The sequence below is a fragment of the Stenotrophomonas sp. Steno-Z2 genome (assembly GCF_056393235.1).
In genome coordinates this window covers 53,026-75,239 of record NZ_JBWJOY010000005.1, presented here as the reverse complement: position 1 = coordinate 75,239, position 22,214 = coordinate 53,026, and the positions used below count along the sequence as shown (strand labels likewise).

Below are 22,214 nucleotides of genomic sequence, written 5' to 3'. Positions count from 1 at the left end.
CCGGTCAAGGGTCCTGCGGGGGAGAGGGCGCATGGTAGCGCGGAAGCCGGCGCGGCATGCCCGCGACGGCTGAACGCGTGGCCACCGGCATGGCGCCGCGCGGCCACATCGGCGGGGGAGCCGTCAGGCGGCCAGCAGGCCGGCCGGCAGCTGCATGGTGATGCAGTGCAGGCTGCCGTTCTGCCAGATCAGCGGGCGACAGGGCACCTGCACGATTTCGCGGTCCGGGAAGGCCTGCGCCAGCACGTCGCGTGCGGCGTCGTCGGCCGGGTCGCCGTAGGCCGGCATCAGCACCGCGCCGTTGATGATCAGGAAATTGGCATAGGACGCGGCCAGGCGGCGCCCTTCGTCGATCACCGGCTGCGCCCACGGCAGCGGGAACAGGCGGTACGGGCGGCCGTCGCGGGTGCGCAGCGCCGCCAGTTCGGCGCCCATCGCCTGCAGTTCGGCGTAGTGCGAATCCTGCGGATCGTCGCAGTCCTGGTAGACGATGCTGTCGGCCGAGGCGAAGCGGGCGAGGGTGTCGACGTGGGCGTCGGTGTCGTCGCCTTCCAGATAGCCGTGGTCCAGCCACAGCACGCGCTGCTGCTGCATCCACTGCGCCATGTCGGTGCCGAGCGAGGCGCGGTCGCGATCGGGGTGGCGTTCGTGCAGGCACTGCCAGGTGGTCAGCAGGGTGCCTTCGCCGTCGGTGTCGATGGCGCCGCCTTCCAGCGCGAACGCAATGCTGCGCACCTGCGCATCGTTGAAGGCGCCGGCTTCATGCAGCACGCCGACCAGTTGATCGTCCAGGCTCGCCTCGAACTTGCCGCCCCAGCCGGTGAAGCGGAAATCCAGCAGCTGGAAGCCGCCGTCGGCGCGCTTGAGGGTGATCGGGCCGGAATCGCGCAGCCAGGTGTCGTCATAGGGCGCGGTGATGAAGCGCACGCGCTCCATGTCGATGCGGTTGGAGCGCAGGCGCATTTCCGCATAGGTCTCGATGTCGTCGTCGGCCACGCAGATCAGCACCGGCTGGAAGCGGGTGATGGCCGCGACCAGGGCGATGTAGGTTTCCTCGACCTCGGCCAGGCGTTGCGCCCAGTCGGTATCGGCGTGCGGCCAGGCGATCAGGACGCCGGACTGGGCTTCCCATTCGGCGGGAAAACGAAGTGCATCGGTCATTGCGGGGGCTACTCGGCTCGTGCCCGGACCGGGATCCGGGGCGTTCGTCGGCCTCCCGGTAGCGGGAGGCGCGGGGTGGGGTGGTTGTCCCGGTGGGCGCGGCGCGCGCCCCGGGAGCTGCGTCGATCAGCGGATCGGCGGCTTCGGTCCGATCTCGTCGGGGCCGGCCTGGTTGGCGACCACGTCGATCACGCGCTGCTTCTCGAAATAGACGGTGAAGGCCGGATAGACCCAGCGGTTGATCGTCGGCCACTGCCGCTTCTGGCCGCCGCGCGGTTCCAGGCGCTCGGCCGGGGCGCCGAAGCGCGCCTGGACCTGGCTCATCGACTCGCCGCGCGCCGGCAGCGCGCCGGCCGGCTTTTCCTGCGCCCGCTCGATCAGCAGGGTGTCGGCCATCGCCGCATTGGGTGCCGCGAGGATCGCGGCGGTCAGGGCCAGGGCCCGGATGGTCTGCTTCATGGTCGCTTCTCCCCGGAGGACAAGTGGCGATTACAGCAAAAAAACGGCGGCGATAAAGCGGCGGACGGCTCTGTTCCAGACAGCCGTGGGCGGCCGTGCCGGAGGGAAGATACGCCGCCCGCCGTGAGCGCGGGACGAGGATGCAAAAAGCCGCCCGGAGGCGGCTTTCTGCGAAGGCTGGAATCCTCGCGGATTCCGCTGGCGGCTTGCGCCGGCCGGCTCAGCGCTGGCGAGCCTTGAAACGCGGGTTCGACTTGCAGATCACGAAGATCTTGCCGCGACGGCGAACCACCTTGCAGTCACGGTGACGGGCCTTCGCCGACTTCAGGGAGGACAGGACTTTCATGGCATACCTCGGCGGATACGTTGGAGTTCTACAGGGAGCGTAGCCGCGGATATGCAGGTTGACGCTCGTTCAAGCCCGCCATTCTACCGGGCATTTCCATGTGGGTTCAAGTGGTTGCGTGCAAGCGGCGACGGCCGGGTCGGGCGGGGCGCTAGAATGGGCCGATTCCCGTTCAGCGAAGGCCCCAGATGAGCCCACTTCCCCCCGTCCTCACCATCGACGGCCCGTCCGGGGCCGGCAAGGGTACCGTCAGCCGCATCGTCGCGCACCGGCTGGGCTGGCATTACCTGGACTCGGGGGCGCTGTACCGGGCGGTGGGCGTGGCGGCCAGCTGGGCCGACATCGATACCTCCGACGCCTCGGCGCTGGTGCGCTGCACCTTCGATACCCGCATCCGCTTCGTCGAGCGCGGCGAGAGCCTGCGGGTGCTGGTCAACGATACCGACGCGACCGACGAACTGCGCCTGGAGACCACCGGGGCGCTGGCCTCGGCCATCGCGGCCATCCCCGAGGTGCGGGCGGCGCTGAAGGAGCGCCAGCGCGCATTCAGGGTGGCGCCGGGGCTGGTGGCCGACGGCCGCGACATGGGCACGGTCATCTTTCCGGACGCCCCGTTCAAGGTATTCCTGACCGCCAGCGCCGAGGAACGGGCGCAGCGGCGGCATAAACAGTTGAAAGAAAAAGGGGTTTCGGTTAACTTTGACGACCTCCTGCGCGAGATCATGGCCCGCGACGCCCGTGATGCACAGCGCGCAGTGGCGCCCCTGAGGCCGGCCGATGACGCCGTTCTCATCGACACCAGCGGTATCGGCATCGACGACGTCGTTGCCAGGGTGCTGGGCCTGCTTCCCTCGCAGGAAGCGTGACCCGCGGTTCCGTGAGAGCGGCCGGTGACGGCCGCCGTCGCACAAAACCGAAGTTGTACAAGGCTCCGTCGTGCAGGGTGCACGGCGGTTTTTCCACTCCACACACGGCCGCCGGCACGGGGTCGACCAACAGGCGGGCGGTACGCACTCCCCGAAGGGAACGACCTGCCCATGTGTTCAACTGAGTAAATCCAATGACCGAATCATTTGCAGAACTGTTTGAAGCCAGCCAGGCCAACCTGGCCAAGCTGAAGCCGGGCGCCATCGTCGTCGGCACCGTCGTCGACGTCCGCGGCGACGTGGTGGTGATCAACGCCGGTCTGAAGTCCGAAGGCATCGTGCCGATCGAACAGTTCCGTAACGACGCTGGCGAAATCGACGTGGGCGTGGGCGACCAGGTGAAGGTCGCGCTCGACTCGATCGAGAACGGCTTCGGCGAAACCGTCCTGTCGCGCGAGAAGGCCAAGCGCGCGATGGTGTGGGACGAGCTGGAAGAAGCGTTGGAAAAGAACGAAACCATCACCGGCCGCATCAGCGGCAAGGTCAAGGGTGGTTTCACCGTCGACATCAAGGATGTCCGCGCGTTCCTGCCGGGTTCGCTGGTCGATGTGCGCCCGGTGCGCGACCCGGCCTACCTGGAAGGCAAGGAGCTGGAGTTCAAGCTCATCAAGCTGGACCGCAAGCGCAACAACGTCGTGGTCTCGCGCCGCGCCGTCGTCGAGAGCGAGCACTCGGAAGAGCGCGAGCAGCTGATGGACAAGCTGCAGGAAGGCGCGATCCTGAAGGGTGTCGTCAAGAACCTGACCGACTACGGTGCGTTCGTGGACCTGGGCGGCATCGACGGCCTGCTGCACATCACCGACATGGCATGGAAGCGCGTGCGCCATCCGTCCGAAGTCGTGAACGTCGGCGACGAGCTGGACGTGCGCGTGCTGAAGTTCGACCGCGAGCGCAACCGCGTCTCGCTGGGCCTGAAGCAGCTGGGCGAGGATCCGTGGGACAACATCTCGCGCCGTTACCCGGCCAACAGCCGCGTGTTCGGCAAGGTCTCCAACGTCACCGATTACGGCGCGTTCGTCGAGATCGAGCCGGGCGTGGAAGGCCTGGTGCACGTGTCCGAGATGGACTGGACCAACAAGAACGTCAACCCGTCCAAGGTCGTGCAGGTCGGTGACGAAGTCGAAGTGATGGTGCTGGACGTCGACGAAGAGCGTCGCCGCATCTCGCTGGGCATGAAGCAGGTTGCCGCCAATCCGTGGGAAACCTTCGCCGCCACCCACAAGAAGGGCGACAAGGTGTCCGGCCAGATCAAGTCGATCACCGACTTCGGCATCTTCATCGGCCTGGACGGCGGCATCGACGGCCTGGTCCACCTGTCCGACATCAGCTGGAACACCACCGGCGAAGACGTGGTCCGCAACTTCAAGAAGGGCGACACCCTGGACGCCGTGGTCCTGGCCGTCGATCCGGAGCGCGAGCGTATCTCCCTGGGCGTGAAGCAGCTGGAGCAGGATCCGTTCGGCCAGTACATGGCGGCCAATCCGAAGGGCTCCAAGGTCGAAGGCGTGGTGAAGGAAGTCGACGCCAAGGGCGCCGTGATCGAACTGGCCGACGGCATCGAAGGCTACGTTTCGGCCCGCGACATCAGCCACGACCGCGTGGACGATGCCTCGCAGCACCTGAAGGTCGGCGACAAGGTCGAAGCCAAGTTCGTGGGCATGGACCGCAAGGGCCGTACCATGCAGCTGTCGATCAAGGCCAAGGACGAAGCCGAAACCGCCGAAGCGCTGGCCGAGTACAACAAGTCCTCGACCGAAGCCGCTGCCGGCACCACCAGCCTGGGTGCGCTGCTGCGCGCGCAGCTGGGCGGCAACAAGTCCGAGTAAACCGGCCTTGAGCCTGTCGTAGATGCAACCTGGGCGGCCCGGACGAATGTCCGGGCCGCTTCGGGGGTTATACCTTCGTGACGAGTCCGCAATGACCAAATCCGAGCTGATCGAAATCCTTGCGCGCCACCAGGCGCACTTGAAGGCCGATGATGTCGATCTGGCCGTGAAGTCGTTGCTGGAGATGATGGGTGGTGCGCTGGCCTCCGGCGACCGCATCGAAATCCGTGGTTTCGGCAGCTTCTCGCTGCATTACCGGCCACCGCGCATGGGGCGCAACCCGAAGACCGGCGAATCGGTCGCCCTTCCTGGCAAGCACGTTCCCCATTTCAAGCCGGGCAAGGAACTGCGCGAGCGCGTGAGCGACGTCGTGCCGCTGGAAAGTGACCCCGCCTGAGTTTCTGCTGCGGCCATCCGTTTTTTTGATCCGCCTGCTGCGGATCGCCGCCACGGCCGTTAAGCTAGTGGCTCTATGGACATGGAGCAGGCTGCCGCATGAAGGCTGTCCGTCTGTTGATTCTGCTGGCCGTGCTGGTCGGTGGCCTGGTGATAGGCTCGCTCAATTCGCAGCCTGTCGATATCAGTCTGGCGTTCTGGGCGCTGCGGACCACCTCTGGAATCGCGATCATCGTTTCGCTCCTGCTCGGGGCGCTGGTGGGCGGTGGGCTGGTGCTGGCCGGCGTGGTCATTCCGCTCTATGCCAGGCTGCGGCGGGCCAACAAGGCAGCAGCGGGCACCGCGAGCGCGCCTGCGCCGCAGACTCCTTCTCCTTTCGACGGACGCTGAGCGACGATGGCCTTCATCAGTGAGTGGTTCTGGTTCTTCCTGTTCCTGCCGATCGCCGCGCTCTGCGGCTGGGTTGTCGGCCGGCGCGGCGGGCAGCGCCACAGCGAGAACCAGGTCAGCCGGCTGTCGAGCACCTACTTCCGTGGCCTGAACTACCTGCTCAACGAGCAGCCGGACAAGGCCATCGAGCTGTTCCTGCATATCGCCGAGCTGGACAAGGAGACCTTCGAGACCCAGCTCGCGCTCGGGCATCTGTTCCGGCGCCGGGGCGAGGTGGACCGCGCCATCCGCCTGCACCAGGGGCTGGCCAACCGCCATGACCTTTCCGATGGCCAGCGCGTGCAGGCCCTGCTCGCGCTGGGCGAGGACTACATGAAATCGGGCCTGCTGGACCGCGCCGAAACGGTGTTCACCGACCTGGCGCGGATCGACCAGCGTGCGCCGCAGGCCCTGAAGCACCTGATCGGCATCTATCAAGCCGAGCGCGACTGGGAAAAGGCCATCGAGAACGCGACCCGCTACGAGCAGGTCACCGATGAGCCCATGGGCAAGCTGATCGGGCAGTTCGAATGCGAGCTGGCCGAGCGCCACCGCGCCGCCGGGCGCCTGGACGAGGCGCGCGCGGCCATCGAGCGCGCCAACGCCGCCGACGCGATGAGCGTGCGGGCCGGCATCATCGAAGGGCGCCTGGAAAGCGACTTCGGCAACGACGAGGGCGCCGTGCGCGCTTTCGAGCGGGCCGCGCGCAACGACCCGGACTACCTGCCCGAGATCCTGCCGCAGCTGCTCAAGAACTATCGCAACGTGGGTGACCTGGCGGGCGCACGCGCCTTCCTGGCCGAGATGGCCGAGCACTACCGTGGCATCGCCCCGGTGCTGGCGCTGGCGCGGCTGATGGAAGAGCAGGAGGGTGTGGGACCCGCGCGCGCCTACCTGGGACGCCAGTTGAAGGACCGCCCGTCCGTGCGTGGCGAGTCGGCGCTCATCGACCTGACCCTCGCCGAGGGCGCCGATCCGGTAGCGACGCTGCAGGATCTGAAGCACATCACCGACCAGCTGCTGGTGCGCAATCCGGCCTATCGCTGCACCCGCTGCGGCTTCGGTGCGCGCACCCATCATTGGCAGTGCCCGAGCTGCAAGGAATGGGGGACGGTCAAGCCGTTGCTGAACTACGCGGTGCTCTGATCGATGCAGCCGGCATGGATGGTTCCTGGGCTGCTGGCAGTCGTCCTGGTCGCAGCCTCGCTGACCGCGATGGCGCGTGCCTATGCGCTGCGCCGGCAACTGCTCGACCAGCCGGGTGAGCGCAGGAGCCATGCGGTGGCGACGCCGCGTGGCGGCGGGGTCGCCATCGTCGTCTCGCAGCTGCTGGCCTATCTATGCGCCGGCATGCTGTTTCCCGGAGCCGCCGCCACGCTGGCGGTCTTTTCCACCGGACTGGTGATGGTGGCGGGAATCGGCTGGTGGGACGACCACCGGCCGTTGCCGGCGATGCCCCGCCTGGGAGTGCACGTGCTGGCGGGCCTGCTGCTGGGAGTCCTGGTCTGGCAGCGGACGGGTGAAGTGTTCCCGGCCTGCTTCAGCGCGTTCCTGGCGGTCGTGCTGATCAATGTCTGGAATTTCATGGATGGCATCGACGGCCTGGCCGCGACCCAGGCGCTGCTGGCCTGCGTTGCCTACGCCATGCTGCTGCCGGCTCCCGTTGCCGGCCTGGCGCTGGTCCTCGCGGCTGGCGTGCTCGGCTTCCTGCCGTTCAATTTCCCCAAGGCCAGGATCTTCATGGGCGATGTCGGCAGCGGCGCGCTCGGCTATCTGCTGGCCGGGCTGGTGGCATTGGGGCTGGGGACGAAAAGCGCGCCCTGGACCCTCCTGTTGATACCCATGGCCGCCTTCCTCGTCGATGCCGGTCTTACGCTCGCAGGTCGCGTGCTCAGGGGCGAGCGCTGGATGGAAGCCCATACCCAACACTTGTACCAGCGCTGGGTGAAATCCGGTCGCAGTCACGTCGCTGTCACATCCGGCTACGCATTGTTCGCGATTGCCGGGGTCATGCTGCTGCCGGTTTTCATCCGGCTGGCCAGGCCCTGGAACCATCTGGCGGCGGTGGCGTGGGCAGCGGCGGCGGTGAGCCTCTGGTTTTGCTTTCGGAACAGGTCCAACAAAAAGGAAAAGTGACCAATGACGGTCTGGCGACGACAGCTGGCAGGAAATTTCCCGCGCATCGCGGTGATGTGGCACGACCTGGTCATGGTCTGGGCCTGCTGGCAGCTGTTGCATGTCGCCCGCTACGCGATGCTGGACGCCGCACCGCCCATTCCGCTGCTGAGCGTCGACGTCGCCGTGGTGATGCTGCTGCAGGCCCTGGCGTTCCAGTACGTGGGGCTGTACCGGGGGCTCTGGCGCTTTGCCAGCGTTACCGACCTGGTCAATATCTTCAAGGCCTGTTTCATCGGCGTGGGTGCCATCGTTCTGCTGTTCAGTTACAGGCGCCTGAATGGCATTCCCATGTCCGTGCTTGCGGTCTACCCCTTCGCGCTGGCCGCCCTGCTCGGCGGGCCGCGCCTGCTCTATCGGGCGTGGAAGGACTACCAGTCGATCCATTCCGATGCGCGCGCGCGCCGGGTGCTGGTGCTCGGCGCGGGGCACGCGGCGGAGGCGCTGATCAAGGACCTGCGTCGTTCGGGTGATTACGAGCCCGTCGGTCTGCTGGACGATTCCCCGCATCTGAAAGGGGCGAAACTGCAGGGGATTCCGATTCTGGGAACCATCGCCGATGTGGCTTCCGTGGCAAAGGAAACCGCGGCGAGACTGCTGGTGATCGCCATCCCCACGCTGGACGCGGCGGGGATGCAGCGGATCCTGGCGCTGTGCGAGAGTACGGGTCTCCCATTCAGGACCGTCCCGAAGTTGAGCGATGTCCTGGAAGGAAACACGCTGCCGGGACAGTTGAAGGAAGTGGCCATCGAGGACCTGCTCGGCCGCAAGCCGGTACAGCCGGACTGGGATCTGATCCGCGGTTGGCTGCGCGGACGCACGGTGATGGTGACCGGGGCCGGGGGATCGATCGGCTCCGAGCTCTGCCGCCAATGCGCGCGCCATGGTGCGCGCAGGATCGTGCTGCTGGAGATCAGCGAAATACTCATGCTCAACATCCGGAGCGAGTTGTGCCGCAATTTCCCGCATCTGGAAATCGAGTGCGTCCTGGGCGATTGCGGCGATCCGGCGGTCGCCCGCCGTGCATTGACCCTGTATGGTCCGGATACCGTGTTCCATGCCGCTGCCTACAAGCAGGTTCCGCTGCTGGAAGGGCAGATGCGCGAGGCCATCCGCAACAACACGCTCGCCACTGCGTGCATGGCCAAGGCCTGCCTGGAGTACGGCGTGGACAACTTCGTGTTCATTTCCACCGACAAGGCCGTCGACCCGGCCAATGCGCTGGGCGCGACCAAGCGCTATGCGGAGATGATCTGCCAGAGCCTCAACGAGAAGAACCGCACCCGCTTCGTTACCGTCCGCTTCGGCAATGTGCTCGGTTCGGTGGGCAGCGTGGTTCCGCTGTTCCGCGAGCAGATCCGCAAGGGCGGACCGGTGACCGTGACCCATCCGGAGGTCAGCCGGTACTTCATGACCATTCCCGAAGCCTGCCTGCTGATCCTGCAGGCGGCAGCCTCCTCCTCGCGTGGCGCGATCTATATGCTGGACATGGGCGAGCCGGTGCTCATCCGGGAACTGGCCGAGCAGATGATCCGCCTCGCCGGGAAGCAGCCGGGTACCGATATCGCCATCGTCTACACCGGTCTGCGCGCGGGCGAGAAGCTGCATGAGAGCCTGTTCTATTCGGACGAGAACAGCCGGCCCACCGCGCATCCCAAGGTGCTGGAAGCGGGGGTGCGCGACTTCTGCGCCGAACGCGTACTGGGCAGCCTGCCGCGTCTGCGCGAGGCCGTGACCAGCTATGATGCCGAGGTCATGCAGGCGATCCTGTCCTCCGTCATCCCCGAGTATTCGCCGTCGCGGAAGGCGGTGGAGCCGAGCATGAAAACCAATATTGTCCCGTTTCCCAAAGAGGCTGGTAGGAATTGATGTCCCGACGTATTCGCAAGGCGGTTTTTCCTGTCGCAGGTCTCGGCACGCGCTTCCTGCCCGCCACCAAGACCGTTCCCAAGGAGATGCTGCCGATCATCGATCGGCCGTTGATCCAGTACGCCGTCGACGAGGCGATCGAAGCCGGCTGCGATACCCTGGTGTTCATCACCAACCGCTACAAGCATGCGGTCGCGGACTATTTCGACAAGGCCTATGAGCTGGAGCAGAAACTCGAGCGCGCTGGCAAGCAGGAGCAGCTGGAGATGATCCGCCACGTGCTGCCGGAAGGCGTGCGTGCGATCTTCGTCACCCAGGCCGAGGCCCTGGGCCTGGGGCATGCGGTGCTGTGCGCCAAGGCGGTGATCGGCGACGAACCATTCGCGGTGCTGTTGCCGGATGACCTGATCTGGAACCGCGGCGACGGCGCGCTGAAGCAGATGGCCGACCTCAACGAGGCCAGTGGTGCCAGCGTCATCGCCGTTGAAGACGTACCGCACGACAAGACCGCCAGCTACGGCATCGTCGCCACCGAGGCGTTCGATGGCCGCAAGGGCCGCATTTCGCAGATCGTGGAGAAGCCCAAGCCGGAGGACGCACCGAGCGACCTGGCCGTGGTCGGCCGCTACGTGCTGAGCCCTAAGATCTTCGAGCTGCTGGAACAGACCGGCAGCGGCGCCGGTGGCGAGATCCAGCTGACCGATGCGATCGCGCAGCTGCTGAGGACCGAAGAGGTCGATGCCTACCGTTTCGAAGGCACCCGCTTCGACTGCGGTACGCACCTGGGCCTGGTGGAGGCGACGATCCGCTTCGCGCTGGACAACCCGAAGCTGGCAGGGCCGGCGCGGGAGAAGCTGGCGGCGATGCTGGCGGAATAGGGTTTTTTCGAGCGCTCCGTCGTGGCACTTTGATTGGTACGTGGGGGAGGGGGCGGATGGCCCTCTCCAAAACACGCCAAATTCCCTTCCATGGTGCTCGATGGCGCCCTCCATGGCGCCAACGGTTTTGGAGAGGGCCATCCGCCCCCTCTCGACAGTTTCCGTGTGGCGCGGACGGGAAGGGCGGAAGCAAGAGCTGAACAGAAACAGAAAAGGCAGCTGATGGCTGCCTTTTTTTGTTTCCAGAGCATCCACGCATGGCGTGGATCTACAGCCTTTGCTCATCCCTCCGCCGCGGGGAGGCTGGAAGGGCCGGGTTGGCAGGGCTGCCCGGGACCGTTGGCGCCATGGATGGCGCCATCGAGCCCCCATGGGTGAGGACGCTTTGCTTGCGAAGCACTGCTTCGCAAGCGCCCGAACGCACAGCCGCCAGCGGCTGGGCCGGACCGCGGAGCGGGGGTTCACGGCGTGTCCCGGGCAGCCCTGCCAACCCGGCCCACGCCATGAAGCTCAACGAGGCAACGCTTTGAAACTTACAGCGCCTCGAAAATACCTGCCGCGCCCATGCCGGTGCCGATGCACATCGTCACCATGCCGTACTTCTGCTGGCGACGACGCAGGCCGTGCAGCAGGGTCGCGGTACGGATCGCGCCGGTCGCACCCAGCGGGTGGCCCAGGGCGATGGCACCGCCCAGCGGGTTGACCTTGGCCGGGTCCAGGCCGCAATCACGGATCACCGCCAGCGACTGCGCGGCGAAGGCTTCGTTGAGTTCGATCCAGTCCAGCTGGTCCTGGGTCAGGCTGGCCTGCTTCAACGCCTTCGGGATCGCGGCGATCGGGCCGATGCCCATCACTTCCGGGCGCACGCCGGCCACCGAGAAGCTGACGAAACGGGCCAGCGGGGTCAGGCCGTAATCCTTGATCGCCTGTTCCGAGGCAAGCAGCACGGCGCCGGCGCCATCGCTCATCTGCGAGGAGTTACCGGCGGTGACGGTGCCGCCGAACTGGCCGTTGCGGAACACCGGGCGCAGCTTGGCCAGGCCTTCGGCCGAGGAATCCGGGCGCGGGCCTTCGTCGGTGTCGGCGATCCTGTTGCGGGTGATGATGCGCTGGCCATCGGCCAGGTCGGGTTGGTGCGAGACGATCTCGTACGGGCTGATCTCGTCCTTGAACTCGCCGGCCTGGATGGCCGCGATGGCCTTCTGGTGCGAGGCCAGGGCGAAGGCGTCCTGCTCTTCGCGCGAGACCTTCCACTCTTCGGCCACCTTCTCGGCGGTGATGCCCATGCCGTAGGCGATGGCGACGTGGTCGTTGTCGAACACGCTCGGCGCCATCGCGATCTTGTTGCCCATCATCGGCACCATCGACATCGACTCGGTGCCGCCGGCCAGCATCAGGTCGGCGTTGCCAAGGCGGATCGCGTCGGCGGCCTGCGCCACGGCCTGCAGGCCGGAGGAGCAGAAACGGTTCACGGTCTGCGCGGCGATGGTGTTCGGCAGGCCGGCCAGCAGCACGCCGATGCGCGCCACGTTCATGCCCTGCTCGGCTTCGGGCATGGCGCAGCCGATGATCGCGTCATCGATGCGGTTGACGTCCACGCCCGGGGCCTGGGCGACGACGCTGCGCAGCACGTGCGCCAGCATGTCGTCGGGGCGGGTGTTGCGGAACATGCCCTTGGGCGCCTTGCCAACCGGAGTGCGGGTGGCGGCGACGATGTAGGCGTCCTGGATTTGCTTGGTCATTGCGGTGATCTCTCGAATTTTTTTAGCCGGAGTGCCGACCCATGGTCGGCACCCACCGAAAGCAGGGAGGGGCGATCAATTGCGCAGCGGCTTGCCGGTCTTGAGCATGTGCGCGATGCGGGCCTGGGTCTTTTCCTGCTGGGCCAGTTCGACGAAGTGCTTGCGCTCCAGGGTCAGCAGCCACTCTTCGTCCACCAGGGTGCCGCGGTCGACCTTGCCGCCGCACAGCACGGTGGCGATGCGCTCGGCGATCTCGTAGTCGTACGGGCTGATGAAGCGGCCTTCCAGCATGTTGACCAGCATCATCTTGAAGGTGGCGATACCCACGTCACCGGCGACCTGGATGCGGCGCGCCGGCAGCGGCGGACGGTAGCCCGCTTCGGCCAGCGCACGCGCTTCGGCCTTGGCGATGTACAGCGCCTCGTAGCTGTTGAACACGACCTTGTCGGTGGAGCGCAGCAGGCCCAGCTCCTTGGCGTTGACCGCCGAGTTGGAGACCTTGGCCATCGCCACGGTCTCGAAGGTCTTCTTCAGTTCGGCGAACACGTCGCCGCCCGGGCCCGCGGCCTGCGAGGCGCGCACCGCCAGTTCCTTCAGGCCGCCACCGGCCGGCAGCAGGCCGACGCCGGCCTCGACCAGGCCGATGTAGCTTTCCAGGAAGGCCACGGTCTTGGCGCTGTGCATCTGGAACTCACAGCCGCCACCCAGGGCTAGGCCGCGCACCGCGGCCACCACCGGTACCAGCGAATACTTGATGCGCTGGCTGGTGCGCTGGAAGTTGGCGACCATCTGCTCGAACTGGTCGACCTTGCCGGCCTGCAGCAGGCCCAGCGCACCGGCCAGGTCGGCGCCGGCGGAGAAGGGCTCCTTCTGCTGCCAGATCACCAGGCCCTGGAAGTCCTTCTCGGCGCGGCTCACGCATTCCTGCAGGCCGTCCAGCACCTGGTCGGACACAGTGTTCATCTTGGTCTTGAAGCTGACCACGGCGATGCCATCGCCGTCGTGCCACATGCGCAGGCCGTCGTTCTCGAACACGGTCTCGCCCGGCGCGAAGGTCTCGCCCAGCAGCGGATCCGGGAAGCGCTGGCGCTGGTACACCGGCAGCGACGAACGCGGCAGCTTGGCGTTGCGCGACGGGCTGTAGCTGCCTTCGGCGGCATGCACGCCGTCGCGGCCATCGAACACCCAGTCCGGCAGTGGCGCGTTGCTCATGCTCTTGCCGGCCACGATGTCATCGGCGATCCACTGCGCCACCTGCTTCCAGCCGGCGGCCTGCCAGGTTTCGAACGGGCCCAGCGACCAGCCGTAGCCCCAGCGGATGGCCAGGTCCACGTCGCGCGCGGTCTCGGCGATGTCGGCCAGGTGGTAGGCGCTGTAGTGGAACAGGTCGCGGAAGGTCGCCCACAGGAACTGCGCCTGCGGGTGCTGGCTCTCGCGCAGCTTGGCGAACTTCTCGGCCGGGTTTTTGATCTTCAGGATCTCGACCACTTCCGGTGCGGCAGTGCGGTCGGCCGGGCGGTAGTCCTGCTTCTCCAGGTCCAGCACGACGATGTCCTTGCCGACCTTGCGGAAGATGCCGGCACCGGTCTTCTGGCCCAGCGCGCCCTTGGCGATCAGTGCGTCCAGCCACTTCGGCGACTTGAAGAATTCATGCCACGGGTCGTTCGGCAGGGTGTCGCCCATGGTCTTGATGACGTGGGCCATGGTGTCCAGGCCGACCACGTCGGAGGTGCGGTAGGTGGCCGACTTGGGGCGGCCGACCAGCGGGCCGGTCAGGCCGTCCACTTCATCGAAGCCCAGGCCGAACTGCTGGGTGTGGTGGATGGTCGACAGGATCGAGAACACGCCGATGCGGTTGCCGATGAAGTTCGGGGTGTCCTTGGCGTACACCACGCCCTTGCCCAGGGTAGTGACCAGGAATTCCTCCAGGCCTTCCAGCACGGCGGCATCGGTGGTGGTGGCCGGGATCAGTTCGGCCAGGTGCATGTAGCGCGGCGGATTGAAGAAGTGCACGCCGCAGAAGCGGTGGCGCAGCTGTTCCGGCAGCACGTCGGCCAGCTTGTTGATGCCTAGGCCGGACGTGTTGGACGCCAGCACGGCGTGATCGGCCACGAACGGGGCGATCTTCTTGTACAGGTCCTGCTTCCAGTCCATGCGCTCGGCAATGGCCTCGATGATCAGGTCGCAGTCCTTCAGCTGCTCCAGGCCGGAGTCGTAATTGGCCGGGATGATGGCCTCGGCCAGTGCCTTGCTGGCCAGCGGTGCCGGGCTGAGCTTGCCCAGGTTGGCGATCGCCTTCAGCACGATGCCATCGGCCGGGCCTTCCTTCGCAGGCAGGTCGAACAGCACGGTGTCGACGCCCGCGTTGGTGAGGTGGGCGGCGATCTGGGCACCCATGACGCCGGCACCCAGCACGGCGGCGCGGCGGATCAGCAGGGAATTGGACATGGTGTAGGGCCTTTGTTGGTACCGGGTGGAATCAGGGGGAGGAGGGCGGGGTGGCGCCGTGCGTACTGGCGCGGAACCCGGCCTCGGCGAAATGGATCAGTTCGTAGGCGGCCTTGCTGCGGTGGGCGGCCTCGCTGATGCCGTGCGGACGCTTGATCAGGCCGAAATCGGCCATCGCATAGGTCAGCGCGCCGGCGAGGAAATCCAGCCGCCAGTACAGCTCTTCCTTGCTCAGGCCGGGCACGCAGGCGCCGATGGCCTTGCCGAACTCGCGCAGCACGTGGCCGTAGTGGTCGGACAGGAACTTGCGCAGGTTGTCGTTCTTCTCGGCGTAGGCGCGGGCGATCACCCGCACGAAGGCGCCGCCGCTCTGTCGGTCCTGGGCCATCGCCAGCGCCGGTTCGACGAAAGCGGACAGCACCGCACGCAGGTCGCCCGGCTGGGTGGCACGGGCCTGCTCCAGCTGCTCCAGGCGGGCGGCAGTCATCTCGTCCATGCGCCGGCGGAACACCTCGTTGACCAGGTTTTCCTTGGAGCCGAAGTGGTAGTTGACCGCGGCGATGTTGACGTCGGCATGGCTGGTCACCTGCCGTAGCGAGGTGCCGGCGAAGCCGTACTGCGCGAACAGTTCCTCGGCGGCGCCGAGGATGCGGTCCTTGGTGGAGAAGCTGGCGGGTTTGCCCATGGCGATGAGGTCAATCAAACGATTGTTTGGATGCTACGCCCGGCGGACGGGTTGGGTCATGCTGCTTTGCAGCATCATTCATCTGCCGCTGTGCAAAGCCCCGGGGCACCCGTTAGAATTGGCAACCGCAATTCAGGCTAAGCCCGCGTCCGCACGCGGGTTTTTTTCATGTACCCTCGGGCCCGACCGGCCCAAATCCGGAGAATTCCCATGGCGCTGGAGCGCACTCTTTCCATCATCAAGCCCGATGCCGTTGCCAAGAACGTGATCGGCGAGATCTACGCCCGCTTCGAAAAGGCCGGCCTGAAGGTCGTGGCCGCCAAGTACAAGCAGCTGTCGCGCCGCGAAGCCGAAGGCTTCTACGCCGTGCACCGCGAGCGTCCGTTCTTCAACGCGCTGGTCGAGTTCATGATCTCCGGCCCGGTGATGATCCAGGCGCTGGAAGGCGAGAACGCCGTGCTGGCCCACCGCGAGCTGCTGGGCGCCACCAACCCGAAGGAAGCCGCGCCGGGCACCATCCGCGCCGACTTCGCCGAATCCATCGACGCCAATGCCGCCCACGGTTCGGACTCGGTCGAGAACGCCGCGATCGAAATCGCCTACTTCTTCGCCGCCACCGAAGTGGTTTCGCGCTGAGTAGCTGCCAAAGGTTGAAGCCGTGAACGAGGTCGTACAGTCCCCCGCCGTCCAGCCGCTGCCGAAAACGGCGCCGACGGCTGGCAAGCAGAACCTGCTCGACCTCGATCGCGCGGGCTTGGAGAAGTTCTTCGTCGAAACCCTCGGCGAACAGAAGTTCCGCGCCCACCAGGTGATGAAGTGGATCCACCACCGCTACGTCACCGATTTCGACCAGATGACCGACCTCGGCAAGTCGCTGCGCGCCAAGCTGCAGCAGCATGCCGAGGTCGTCGTCCCCAATGCCGTGTTCGACAAGCCCTCCGCCGACGGCACTCACAAGTGGCTGCTGGCGATGGGCGTGGATGGCAAGAACGCCATCGAAACCGTCTACATCCCCGACAAGACCCGCGGCACGCTGTGCGTGTCCTCGCAGGTCGGCTGCGGGCTGAACTGCACCTTCTGTTCGACCGCCACCCAGGGCTTCAACCGCAACCTGACCACCGCCGAGATCATCGGCCAGGTGTGGGTGGCGGCGCGCCACCTGGGCAACGTGCCGCACCAGATGCGCCGCCTCACCAACGTGGTGATGATGGGCATGGGCGAGCCGCTGATGAATTTCGACAACGTCGTGCGTGCGATGAGCATCATGCGCGACGACCTGGGTTACGGCCTGGCCAACAAGCGCGTGACCCTGTCCACCTCCGGCCTGGTGCCGCAGATCGACCGCCTGTCGGTCGAAAGCGACGTGTCGCTGGCGGTGTCGCTGCACGCGCCCAACGACGAGCTGCGCGAAACGCTGGTGCCGCTCAACAAAAAGTACCCCATCGCCGAACTGATGGCGTCCTGCGCGCGCTACCTGCGCGGCAACAAGAAGCGCGATTCGGTGACCTTCGAATACACCCTGATGAAGGGCATCAACGACCAGCCCGAGCATGCCCGCCAGCTGGCGCGGCTGATGCGCCAGTTCGACAACGCGGTGCAGGCCAAGGACTCGGGCAAGGTCAACCTGATTCCGTTCAATCCGTTCCCCGGCACCCGCTACGAGCGCTCGGACGAGGAACAGATCCGCGCCTTCCAGAAGATCCTGCTCGATGCGCAGGTGCTGACCATGGTGCGGCGTACCCGCGGCGACGACATCGACGCAGCCTGCGGCCAGCTCAAGGGCCAGGTGATGGACCGCACCCGCCGCCAGGCCGAGTTCAACCGCCTGCTGCAGGCCCAGGAGGCGCCGCCGGCACGAAGGGACGCGCTTGGCTGAGCGCCTGCTCGCGTCGGTACTGGTCCTGCTGCTGCTCGGCGGCTGCGGGCATGGCGCCAAGGCGACCAAGGTCCGCTGGGAGCAGCAGATGGCGCAGGCGTCCGATGTGCACGACGACCGCCAGGCGCGCAAGCGCCTGCGCTACCAGGAGCTGCTGCGGCTGGCCGGCGACCGGTACGGCCGCGGTGAACTGGACGCCGCCTTCAGCCACGCCCGTGCGGCGCAGAAGCTCGAACCGGCCAACCCTGCGGCCTATACGATGCAGGCGGTGGTCGAGGGGCGACGCGGCAGGATGGAGGCGGCGGGCGAGCTGTATCGCCGCGCCGCGGAACTGGCGCCCCGGCAGGGCGACGTGCTGAACAACTACGGCGCTTGGCTGTGCGCCAGCGGGCATCCGGCCGAAGCGCTGGTCTGGTTCGACCGCGCCCTGGCCGACCCCGGCTACCAGGAGCGGGCCGATGCGCTGGCCAATGCCGGTGGCTGCGCGCTGGACGCGGGGCAGCGTGAGCGGGCCGGACGCGACCTGCAGCAGGCGCTCGAGCTGGCGCCGGACAATGCCTATGCGCTGGAGTCCATGGCGCGCAGCGAGTTCCAGCAGGGGCGTTATTTCCAGGCGCGGGCGTTCTACCAGCGGCGCCTGGCGGCTGCGCCGGCCACGGTTTCCGTGTTACAACTTGCCATTCAGATTGAAGAACGGCTGGGCGACAGCAGTGCGGTCAGCCGATACCAGCAGCGGTTGCGCGAGGAATTTCCTGCCGGCGCAACCCCGAATTCCCAGGGCTGATGCATTGTGAGCAATGATCCGGGTATGAACGCTTTAGAGGGGGCGGTGGGCTGCGGGGAGCAGCTGCGCCAGGCGCGCGAAGCGGCCGGTCTGTCGTTGGCGGATGTCGCGGGGCGGCTGCACATGCCGGTGCAGGTGGTTGCCGCGCTGGAGCAGGAGCAGTGGGAGCGGCTGGGGGCACCGGTTTTCGTGCGCGGCCAGCTGCGCAGTTATGCGCGCCTGCTCGGCGTCGACCTGGGCGGGCTCCTGCAACAGGCGCGGATCGCGCCGGTCGAGCCGCCCAGGCTGGTCAGCCATACGCATACGCCGCGCGTCCGCCGCGTGGCCGAGAGCCTGGGCCGCCGTGCGGTGTACGTGGTGATCACCGCCGTGCTGGCGGTGCCGGTCTGGTACGCCTTCCAGAGCAAGTTCGGCGATGTCCCGCCCAGTACCGCGTCGCTGGACGTGGTGCCGGATGCGGCGTCGGTGGCGGCCGCGCAGCAGGCCGGTGGCGCGGCGGCGGAAGCCGCGGCGCGTCCGGCGCCCGAGCGCGCGCCGTACATCGCTTCGATGGCGCCGCTCGCGCGGCAGGCGGCCGAACCCCAGGCCACGGCGTCGCCCGGCATGACCCTGGATTTCCGCGGCGACAGCTGGGTGGAAGTCTCCGCGCCGGATGGCTCCATCGTCGAGAAGGCCCTGATCCGGGCCGGCGAGAAGCGCAGTTACGCGGCCGGTCAGGTGGCGCGCATGAAAGTAGGCAACGCCTCGGAGGTCGACTTCCACCAGGGTGGTGGCAGCGTCGACCTGGCACCGTATACAAGCGGTAATAATGTGGCCCGCTTTACGGTATCCTCTGACGGCTCCGTGGCGCCGGTTTCGCACTGAAACAAGCGCAGAACAAAACAACAAGGCTCCCCCGGCAGGATTGGAGCGAGAGTTACGCATGGCGATTGACGACCTGCTCGACGAGCATGAACAAGGCGAACGTGTCCGCACCTGGCTGCGCCAGAACGGCGCTGGAATCATTGGCGGGATAGTGCTTGCGCTGGCCTTGATCGGCGGCTGGAAGTGGTGGCAGAACGAGCAGGTGGGCAGGCTGGCCCAGGCCAACAGCCGCTACGACGCCGTTTCCCGCAGCCTGCAGTCCAAGAACCTGAACGAGGCGGCCAAGGAAGTGGCAGCGCTGGAAGGCAGCAAGGCCGGCATCTATGCCGACCTGGCGGCGCTGGAGCTGGCCAAGGCGCAGGTCGAGGCCGGCAAGAACGAGGACGCGATCAAGACCCTGCGCGGGTTGAAGGTCGAGGGCGAGTTCAAGACGCTGATCGACCAGCGCATCGCCCGCCTGCTGATCGAGACCGGCAAGCCTGCCGAAGCGCTGGCGCTGCTCGGCAACGCCGACGACAGCGCAGGCCTGGAAATCCGTGGCGATGCCCTGGTGGCGCAGGACAAGCGCGAACAGGCGCGCGACCTGTACTCACAATCGCTGGCCAAGCTCGACGTGGCCGCCCCGCAGCGCCGCCTGCTGGAAATCAAGCTGATGGATGCCGGCGGTACCGTCGCCGATCCTGCAGCGGAGAAGATCTGATGAAACTCAAGCATGTCGCGGGCATCGCGCTGGTCGCGGTGGCGCTGAGCGGTTGCTCGACGGTGAAGGGCTGGTTCGCCGGCAAGGATGCCGAAGCCAAGAAGGCGCTGGAACCGGCCGAACTGGTCAAGTTCGAACCCACGGTCAAGGTCAGCCGCATCTGGTCGGCCAACGTCGGCAAGGGCGAAGGCCGCATCGGCGTGCGCCAGGGCCCGGCCGTGGCCGATGGCCGCGTCTATGCCGCGGCGGTGGAGGGCGGCGTGCACGCGCTCGACCTGCAGACCGGCAAGCAGATCTGGGAATACAAGCCGGCCAAGGAAAAGAAGAAGGCCAGGCTGCGCCTGTCCGGCGGCCCGGGCGTGGGCGATGGGCTGGTCGTGATCGGTACGCTGGATGGCCAGGTGATCGCGCTCGACGCGGCCGATGGCAGCGAGAAGTGGCGCGCGCGCGTGCCGGGCGAGGTGATCACCGCGCCGGCGATCGCGCAGGGCCTGGTGTTCGTGCGCAGCAACGACGGCCGCACCACGGCGCTGGACGCCGCCAGCGGCGAGCGGCGCTGGTTCAACTCCCAGGAACTGCCCTCGCTGACCGTGCGTGGCAACGCGCCGGTGGTGGCGGGTCCGGGCGTGCTGTTCATCGGCAATGACGACGGCACGCTCAGCGCGCTGGCGATGCAGGACGGCCGCCCGCTGTGGGAGCAGACCATCGGCACGCCGGAAGGCCGCACCGAGCTGGAGCGCATGGCCGACGTGGACGGCGCCCCGGTGCTGGAAGGCAACAACCTGTACGTGACCAGCTTCAAGAACGAGACCATGGCCATCGAAGGCCCGAGCGGCCGTCCGCTGTGGTCGCGCGATCATGGCGGCGGCGGTGGCCTGGCGGTCTCCTCCGGCAATGTGGTGGTGACCGACGGCAAGGGCACGGTCTACGGCCTGGACAAGACCTCGGGTGCGGCGATGTGGTCGCAGCAGGCCCTGGCGCGGCGTTCGGTGACCGGCCCGGCGATCCACGGCGACTATGTCGTGGTGGGCGATTACAAGGGTTACCTGCACTGGCTGCACATGGGCGACGGCGCCCTGGCGGCCCGCGAAAAGAGCGGGGGCGACCGGGTGGTCGCGCAACCCATCGTCGCCGACGGCGTCCTGCTGGTGCAGAACGTGGACGGCAAGCTGACCGCCTGGCGGTTGGCGAACTAAGGAGTCCAAGCGATGCTGCCTTTGGTCGCCCTGGTTGGACGGCCGAATGTCGGCAAGTCGACCATCTTCAATGCCCTCACGCGCACGCGTGACGCCCTGGTCCACGACCAGCCCGGCGTCACCCGCGACCGCAACTACGGCGTCTGCCGGCTCGACGAGGACAATCCGTTCCTGATCGTCGATACCGGCGGCATCGCCGAAGAGGAAGAAGGGCTTGCCGGCGCCACCGCGCGCCAGGCCCGCGCCGCCGCCGCCGAAGCGGACCTGATCCTGTTCGTGGTCGATGCCCGCGACGGCACCTCGGCGCTGGACGACGAGATCCTGGCTTGGCTGCGCAAGCTGTCGCGCCCGACCCTGCTGCTGATCAACAAGATCGACGGTACCGACGAGCCGTCGGTGCGTTCGGAATTCGCGCGCTACGGTTTCGGCGAGATGCTCACGGTTTCGGCCGCGCACCGCCAGGGGCTGGACGACCTGCTGGTGGAAATCGTCGAACGCCTGCCCGAAGAGGGCACGACCGAGACCCTGGACGACGACCCGGCGCGCGTGCGCATCGCCTTCGTCGGCCGCCCCAACGTCGGCAAGTCCACGCTGGTGAACCGCCTGCTGGGCGAGGAGCGCATGATCGCTTCGGACGTGCCCGGCACCACCCGCGATTCGATCTCCGTGGACCTGGAGCGCGACGGGCGCCTGTACCGCCTGATCGACACCGCCGGGCTGCGCCGCAAGTCGCGCGTGGACGAGGTGGTGGAGAAGTTCTCGGTGGTCAAGACGCTGCGCTCGATCGAAGAGTGCCAGGTCGCTGTGCTGATGCTCGATGCCAGCGAAGGCGTCACCGACCAGGACGCCAGCGTGCTGGGCGCCGTGCTCGATGCCGGCCGCGCGCTGGTGATCGCGATCAACAAGTGGGACGGGCTCACCGACTACCAGCGCGAGCAGGCCGAGACCCTGCTGTCGCTCAAGCTCGGCTTCGTGCCGTGGGCCGAGGTGGTGCGCATTTCCGCCAAGCACGGCTCGGGCCTGCGCGAACTGTTCCGCGCGGTGCATCGCGCGCACGCTTCGGCCACGCACGAGTTCAGCACCAGCGAAGTGAACAAGGCGCTGGAAATCGCCTACGAGAGCAACCCGCCGCCGAGCATCCGTGGGCATGTTTCCAAGCTGCGCTACGTGCATCCGGGCGGCACCAACCCGCCGACCTTCATCGTGCACGGCACGCGCCTGAAGGAACTGCCGGATTCGTACAAGCGCTACCTGGAGAACTTCTTCCGCAAGCGCTTCAAGCTGGTGGGCACGCCGGTGACCTTCCTGTTCCGCGAGGGCGCCAATCCCTACGAGGGCAAGAAGAACGTGCTGACCGAGCGCCAGGTCAAGGCCAAGCGGCGCCTGATGAAGCACGTCAAAGGCCGGAAGTGACCACGCAGGGGCGGCCGCAGGGCCACCCTTCCTGCTTGTGC

The 22,214-nt window shown here is 66.9% G+C and carries 21 protein-coding genes; 15 read left to right on the top strand and 6 right to left on the bottom strand.

The window, feature by feature from the left end; genetic code table 11:
• Positions 1-123 precede the first annotated feature (123 nt).
• From AC06FP_RS12160 to ykgO, 3 genes are all read right to left on the bottom strand, one after another.
• On the bottom strand, positions 124-1,161 hold the full coding sequence (locus AC06FP_RS12160) for an agmatine deiminase family protein (RefSeq protein WP_456116340.1): 1,038 nt from the start codon (positions 1,159-1,161) through the stop codon (positions 124-126).
• A 126-nt stretch (positions 1,162-1,287) separates the two neighbouring features.
• Positions 1,288-1,620 carry a hypothetical protein gene (locus AC06FP_RS12155; protein WP_478075675.1) on the bottom strand — a complete coding sequence of 111 codons (333 nt, stop codon included), beginning with the start codon at positions 1,618-1,620 and terminating at the stop codon, positions 1,288-1,290.
• A gap of 220 nt (positions 1,621-1,840) precedes the next feature.
• Positions 1,841-1,966, bottom strand: a complete 126-nt coding sequence (gene ykgO / locus AC06FP_RS12150) for a type B 50S ribosomal protein L36 (protein ID WP_005409283.1) — start codon at positions 1,964-1,966, stop codon at positions 1,841-1,843.
• Between the two features lie 188 nt (positions 1,967-2,154).
• Here ykgO and cmk point away from each other — a divergent pair, with 188 nt between their 5' ends.
• From cmk to galU, 8 genes are all read left to right on the top strand, one after another.
• Complete coding sequence (gene cmk / locus AC06FP_RS12145) at positions 2,155-2,832, top strand: (d)CMP kinase (protein ID WP_456116338.1); 678 nt, start codon at positions 2,155-2,157, stop codon at positions 2,830-2,832.
• 194 nt (positions 2,833-3,026) lie between these two features.
• Positions 3,027-4,718, top strand: a complete 1,692-nt coding sequence (gene rpsA / locus AC06FP_RS12140) for a 30S ribosomal protein S1 (protein WP_054666289.1) — start codon at positions 3,027-3,029, stop codon at positions 4,716-4,718.
• Between the two features lie 91 nt (positions 4,719-4,809).
• Complete coding sequence (locus AC06FP_RS12135; protein ID WP_054666286.1) at positions 4,810-5,115, top strand: integration host factor subunit beta; 306 nt, start codon at positions 4,810-4,812, stop codon at positions 5,113-5,115.
• Between the two features lie 98 nt (positions 5,116-5,213).
• The gene (locus AC06FP_RS12130; RefSeq protein ID WP_456116337.1) at positions 5,214-5,504 is read left to right on the top strand and encodes a lipopolysaccharide assembly protein LapA domain-containing protein; all 291 of its coding nucleotides are present in this window, start codon (positions 5,214-5,216) and stop codon (positions 5,502-5,504) included.
• A gap of 6 nt (positions 5,505-5,510) precedes the next feature.
• Entirely contained in the window at positions 5,511-6,689 is a 1,179-nt protein-coding gene (gene lapB / locus AC06FP_RS12125) for a lipopolysaccharide assembly protein LapB (protein ID WP_478075674.1), read from the top strand.
• A gap of 3 nt (positions 6,690-6,692) precedes the next feature.
• Positions 6,693-7,679 carry an MraY family glycosyltransferase gene (locus AC06FP_RS12120; protein WP_478075673.1) on the top strand — a complete coding sequence of 329 codons (987 nt, stop codon included), beginning with the start codon at positions 6,693-6,695 and terminating at the stop codon, positions 7,677-7,679.
• 3 nt (positions 7,680-7,682) lie between these two features.
• On the top strand, positions 7,683-9,587 hold the full coding sequence (locus AC06FP_RS12115) for a polysaccharide biosynthesis protein (protein ID WP_478075672.1): 1,905 nt from the start codon (positions 7,683-7,685) through the stop codon (positions 9,585-9,587).
• A complete protein-coding gene (galU, locus tag AC06FP_RS12110) occupies positions 9,587-10,465 on the top strand; it encodes a UTP--glucose-1-phosphate uridylyltransferase GalU (protein ID WP_478075671.1) in 879 nt (292 codons plus the stop codon). The genes AC06FP_RS12115 and galU overlap by 1 nt, the downstream gene beginning before the upstream one ends.
• Positions 10,466-10,998: 533 nt before the next feature.
• On the opposite strand, the gene AC06FP_RS12105 is transcribed toward galU, so the two are convergent.
• From AC06FP_RS12105 to AC06FP_RS12095, 3 genes are all read right to left on the bottom strand, one after another.
• Positions 10,999-12,207, bottom strand: coding sequence for an acetyl-CoA C-acyltransferase (locus AC06FP_RS12105; RefSeq protein ID WP_478075670.1), 1,209 nt, complete (start codon positions 12,205-12,207; stop codon positions 10,999-11,001).
• A 75-nt stretch (positions 12,208-12,282) separates the two neighbouring features.
• Entirely contained in the window at positions 12,283-14,655 is a 2,373-nt protein-coding gene (locus AC06FP_RS12100; RefSeq protein WP_478075669.1) for a 3-hydroxyacyl-CoA dehydrogenase/enoyl-CoA hydratase family protein, read from the bottom strand.
• Between the two features lie 31 nt (positions 14,656-14,686).
• The gene (locus AC06FP_RS12095) at positions 14,687-15,340 is read right to left on the bottom strand and encodes a TetR/AcrR family transcriptional regulator (protein ID WP_478075668.1); all 654 of its coding nucleotides are present in this window, start codon (positions 15,338-15,340) and stop codon (positions 14,687-14,689) included.
• Between the two features lie 210 nt (positions 15,341-15,550).
• On the opposite strand from AC06FP_RS12095, the gene ndk reads away from it, so the two are divergent.
• The 7 genes from ndk to der are packed head-to-tail and all read left to right on the top strand — an operon-like array spanning position 15,551 to position 22,173.
• On the top strand, positions 15,551-15,976 hold the full coding sequence (ndk, locus tag AC06FP_RS12090; protein WP_456116330.1) for a nucleoside-diphosphate kinase: 426 nt from the start codon (positions 15,551-15,553) through the stop codon (positions 15,974-15,976).
• 22 nt (positions 15,977-15,998) lie between these two features.
• Positions 15,999-17,216 (top strand): dual-specificity RNA methyltransferase RlmN, encoded by a 1,218-nt coding sequence (gene rlmN / locus AC06FP_RS12085; protein WP_478075667.1) that lies wholly within the window; start codon positions 15,999-16,001, stop codon positions 17,214-17,216.
• The gene (gene pilW, locus AC06FP_RS12080; RefSeq protein ID WP_478075666.1) at positions 17,209-18,000 is read left to right on the top strand and encodes a type IV pilus biogenesis/stability protein PilW; all 792 of its coding nucleotides are present in this window, start codon (positions 17,209-17,211) and stop codon (positions 17,998-18,000) included. Before rlmN ends, pilW begins: the two co-directional genes overlap by 8 nt.
• Positions 18,001-18,006: 6 nt before the next feature.
• Complete coding sequence (locus AC06FP_RS12075; RefSeq protein ID WP_478075665.1) at positions 18,007-18,864, top strand: helix-turn-helix domain-containing protein; 858 nt, start codon at positions 18,007-18,009, stop codon at positions 18,862-18,864.
• A 58-nt stretch (positions 18,865-18,922) separates the two neighbouring features.
• Positions 18,923-19,564 carry a YfgM family protein gene (locus AC06FP_RS12070; protein WP_478075664.1) on the top strand — a complete coding sequence of 214 codons (642 nt, stop codon included), beginning with the start codon at positions 18,923-18,925 and terminating at the stop codon, positions 19,562-19,564.
• Entirely contained in the window at positions 19,564-20,760 is a 1,197-nt protein-coding gene (gene bamB, locus AC06FP_RS12065) for an outer membrane protein assembly factor BamB (RefSeq protein WP_456116325.1), read from the top strand. Before AC06FP_RS12070 ends, bamB begins: the two co-directional genes overlap by 1 nt.
• A gap of 12 nt (positions 20,761-20,772) precedes the next feature.
• Positions 20,773-22,173: a ribosome biogenesis GTPase Der gene (gene der / locus AC06FP_RS12060; protein ID WP_456116324.1), complete on the top strand. Its 1,401-nt coding sequence runs from the start codon at positions 20,773-20,775 to the stop codon at positions 22,171-22,173.
• Positions 22,174-22,214: the final 41 nt, after the last annotated feature.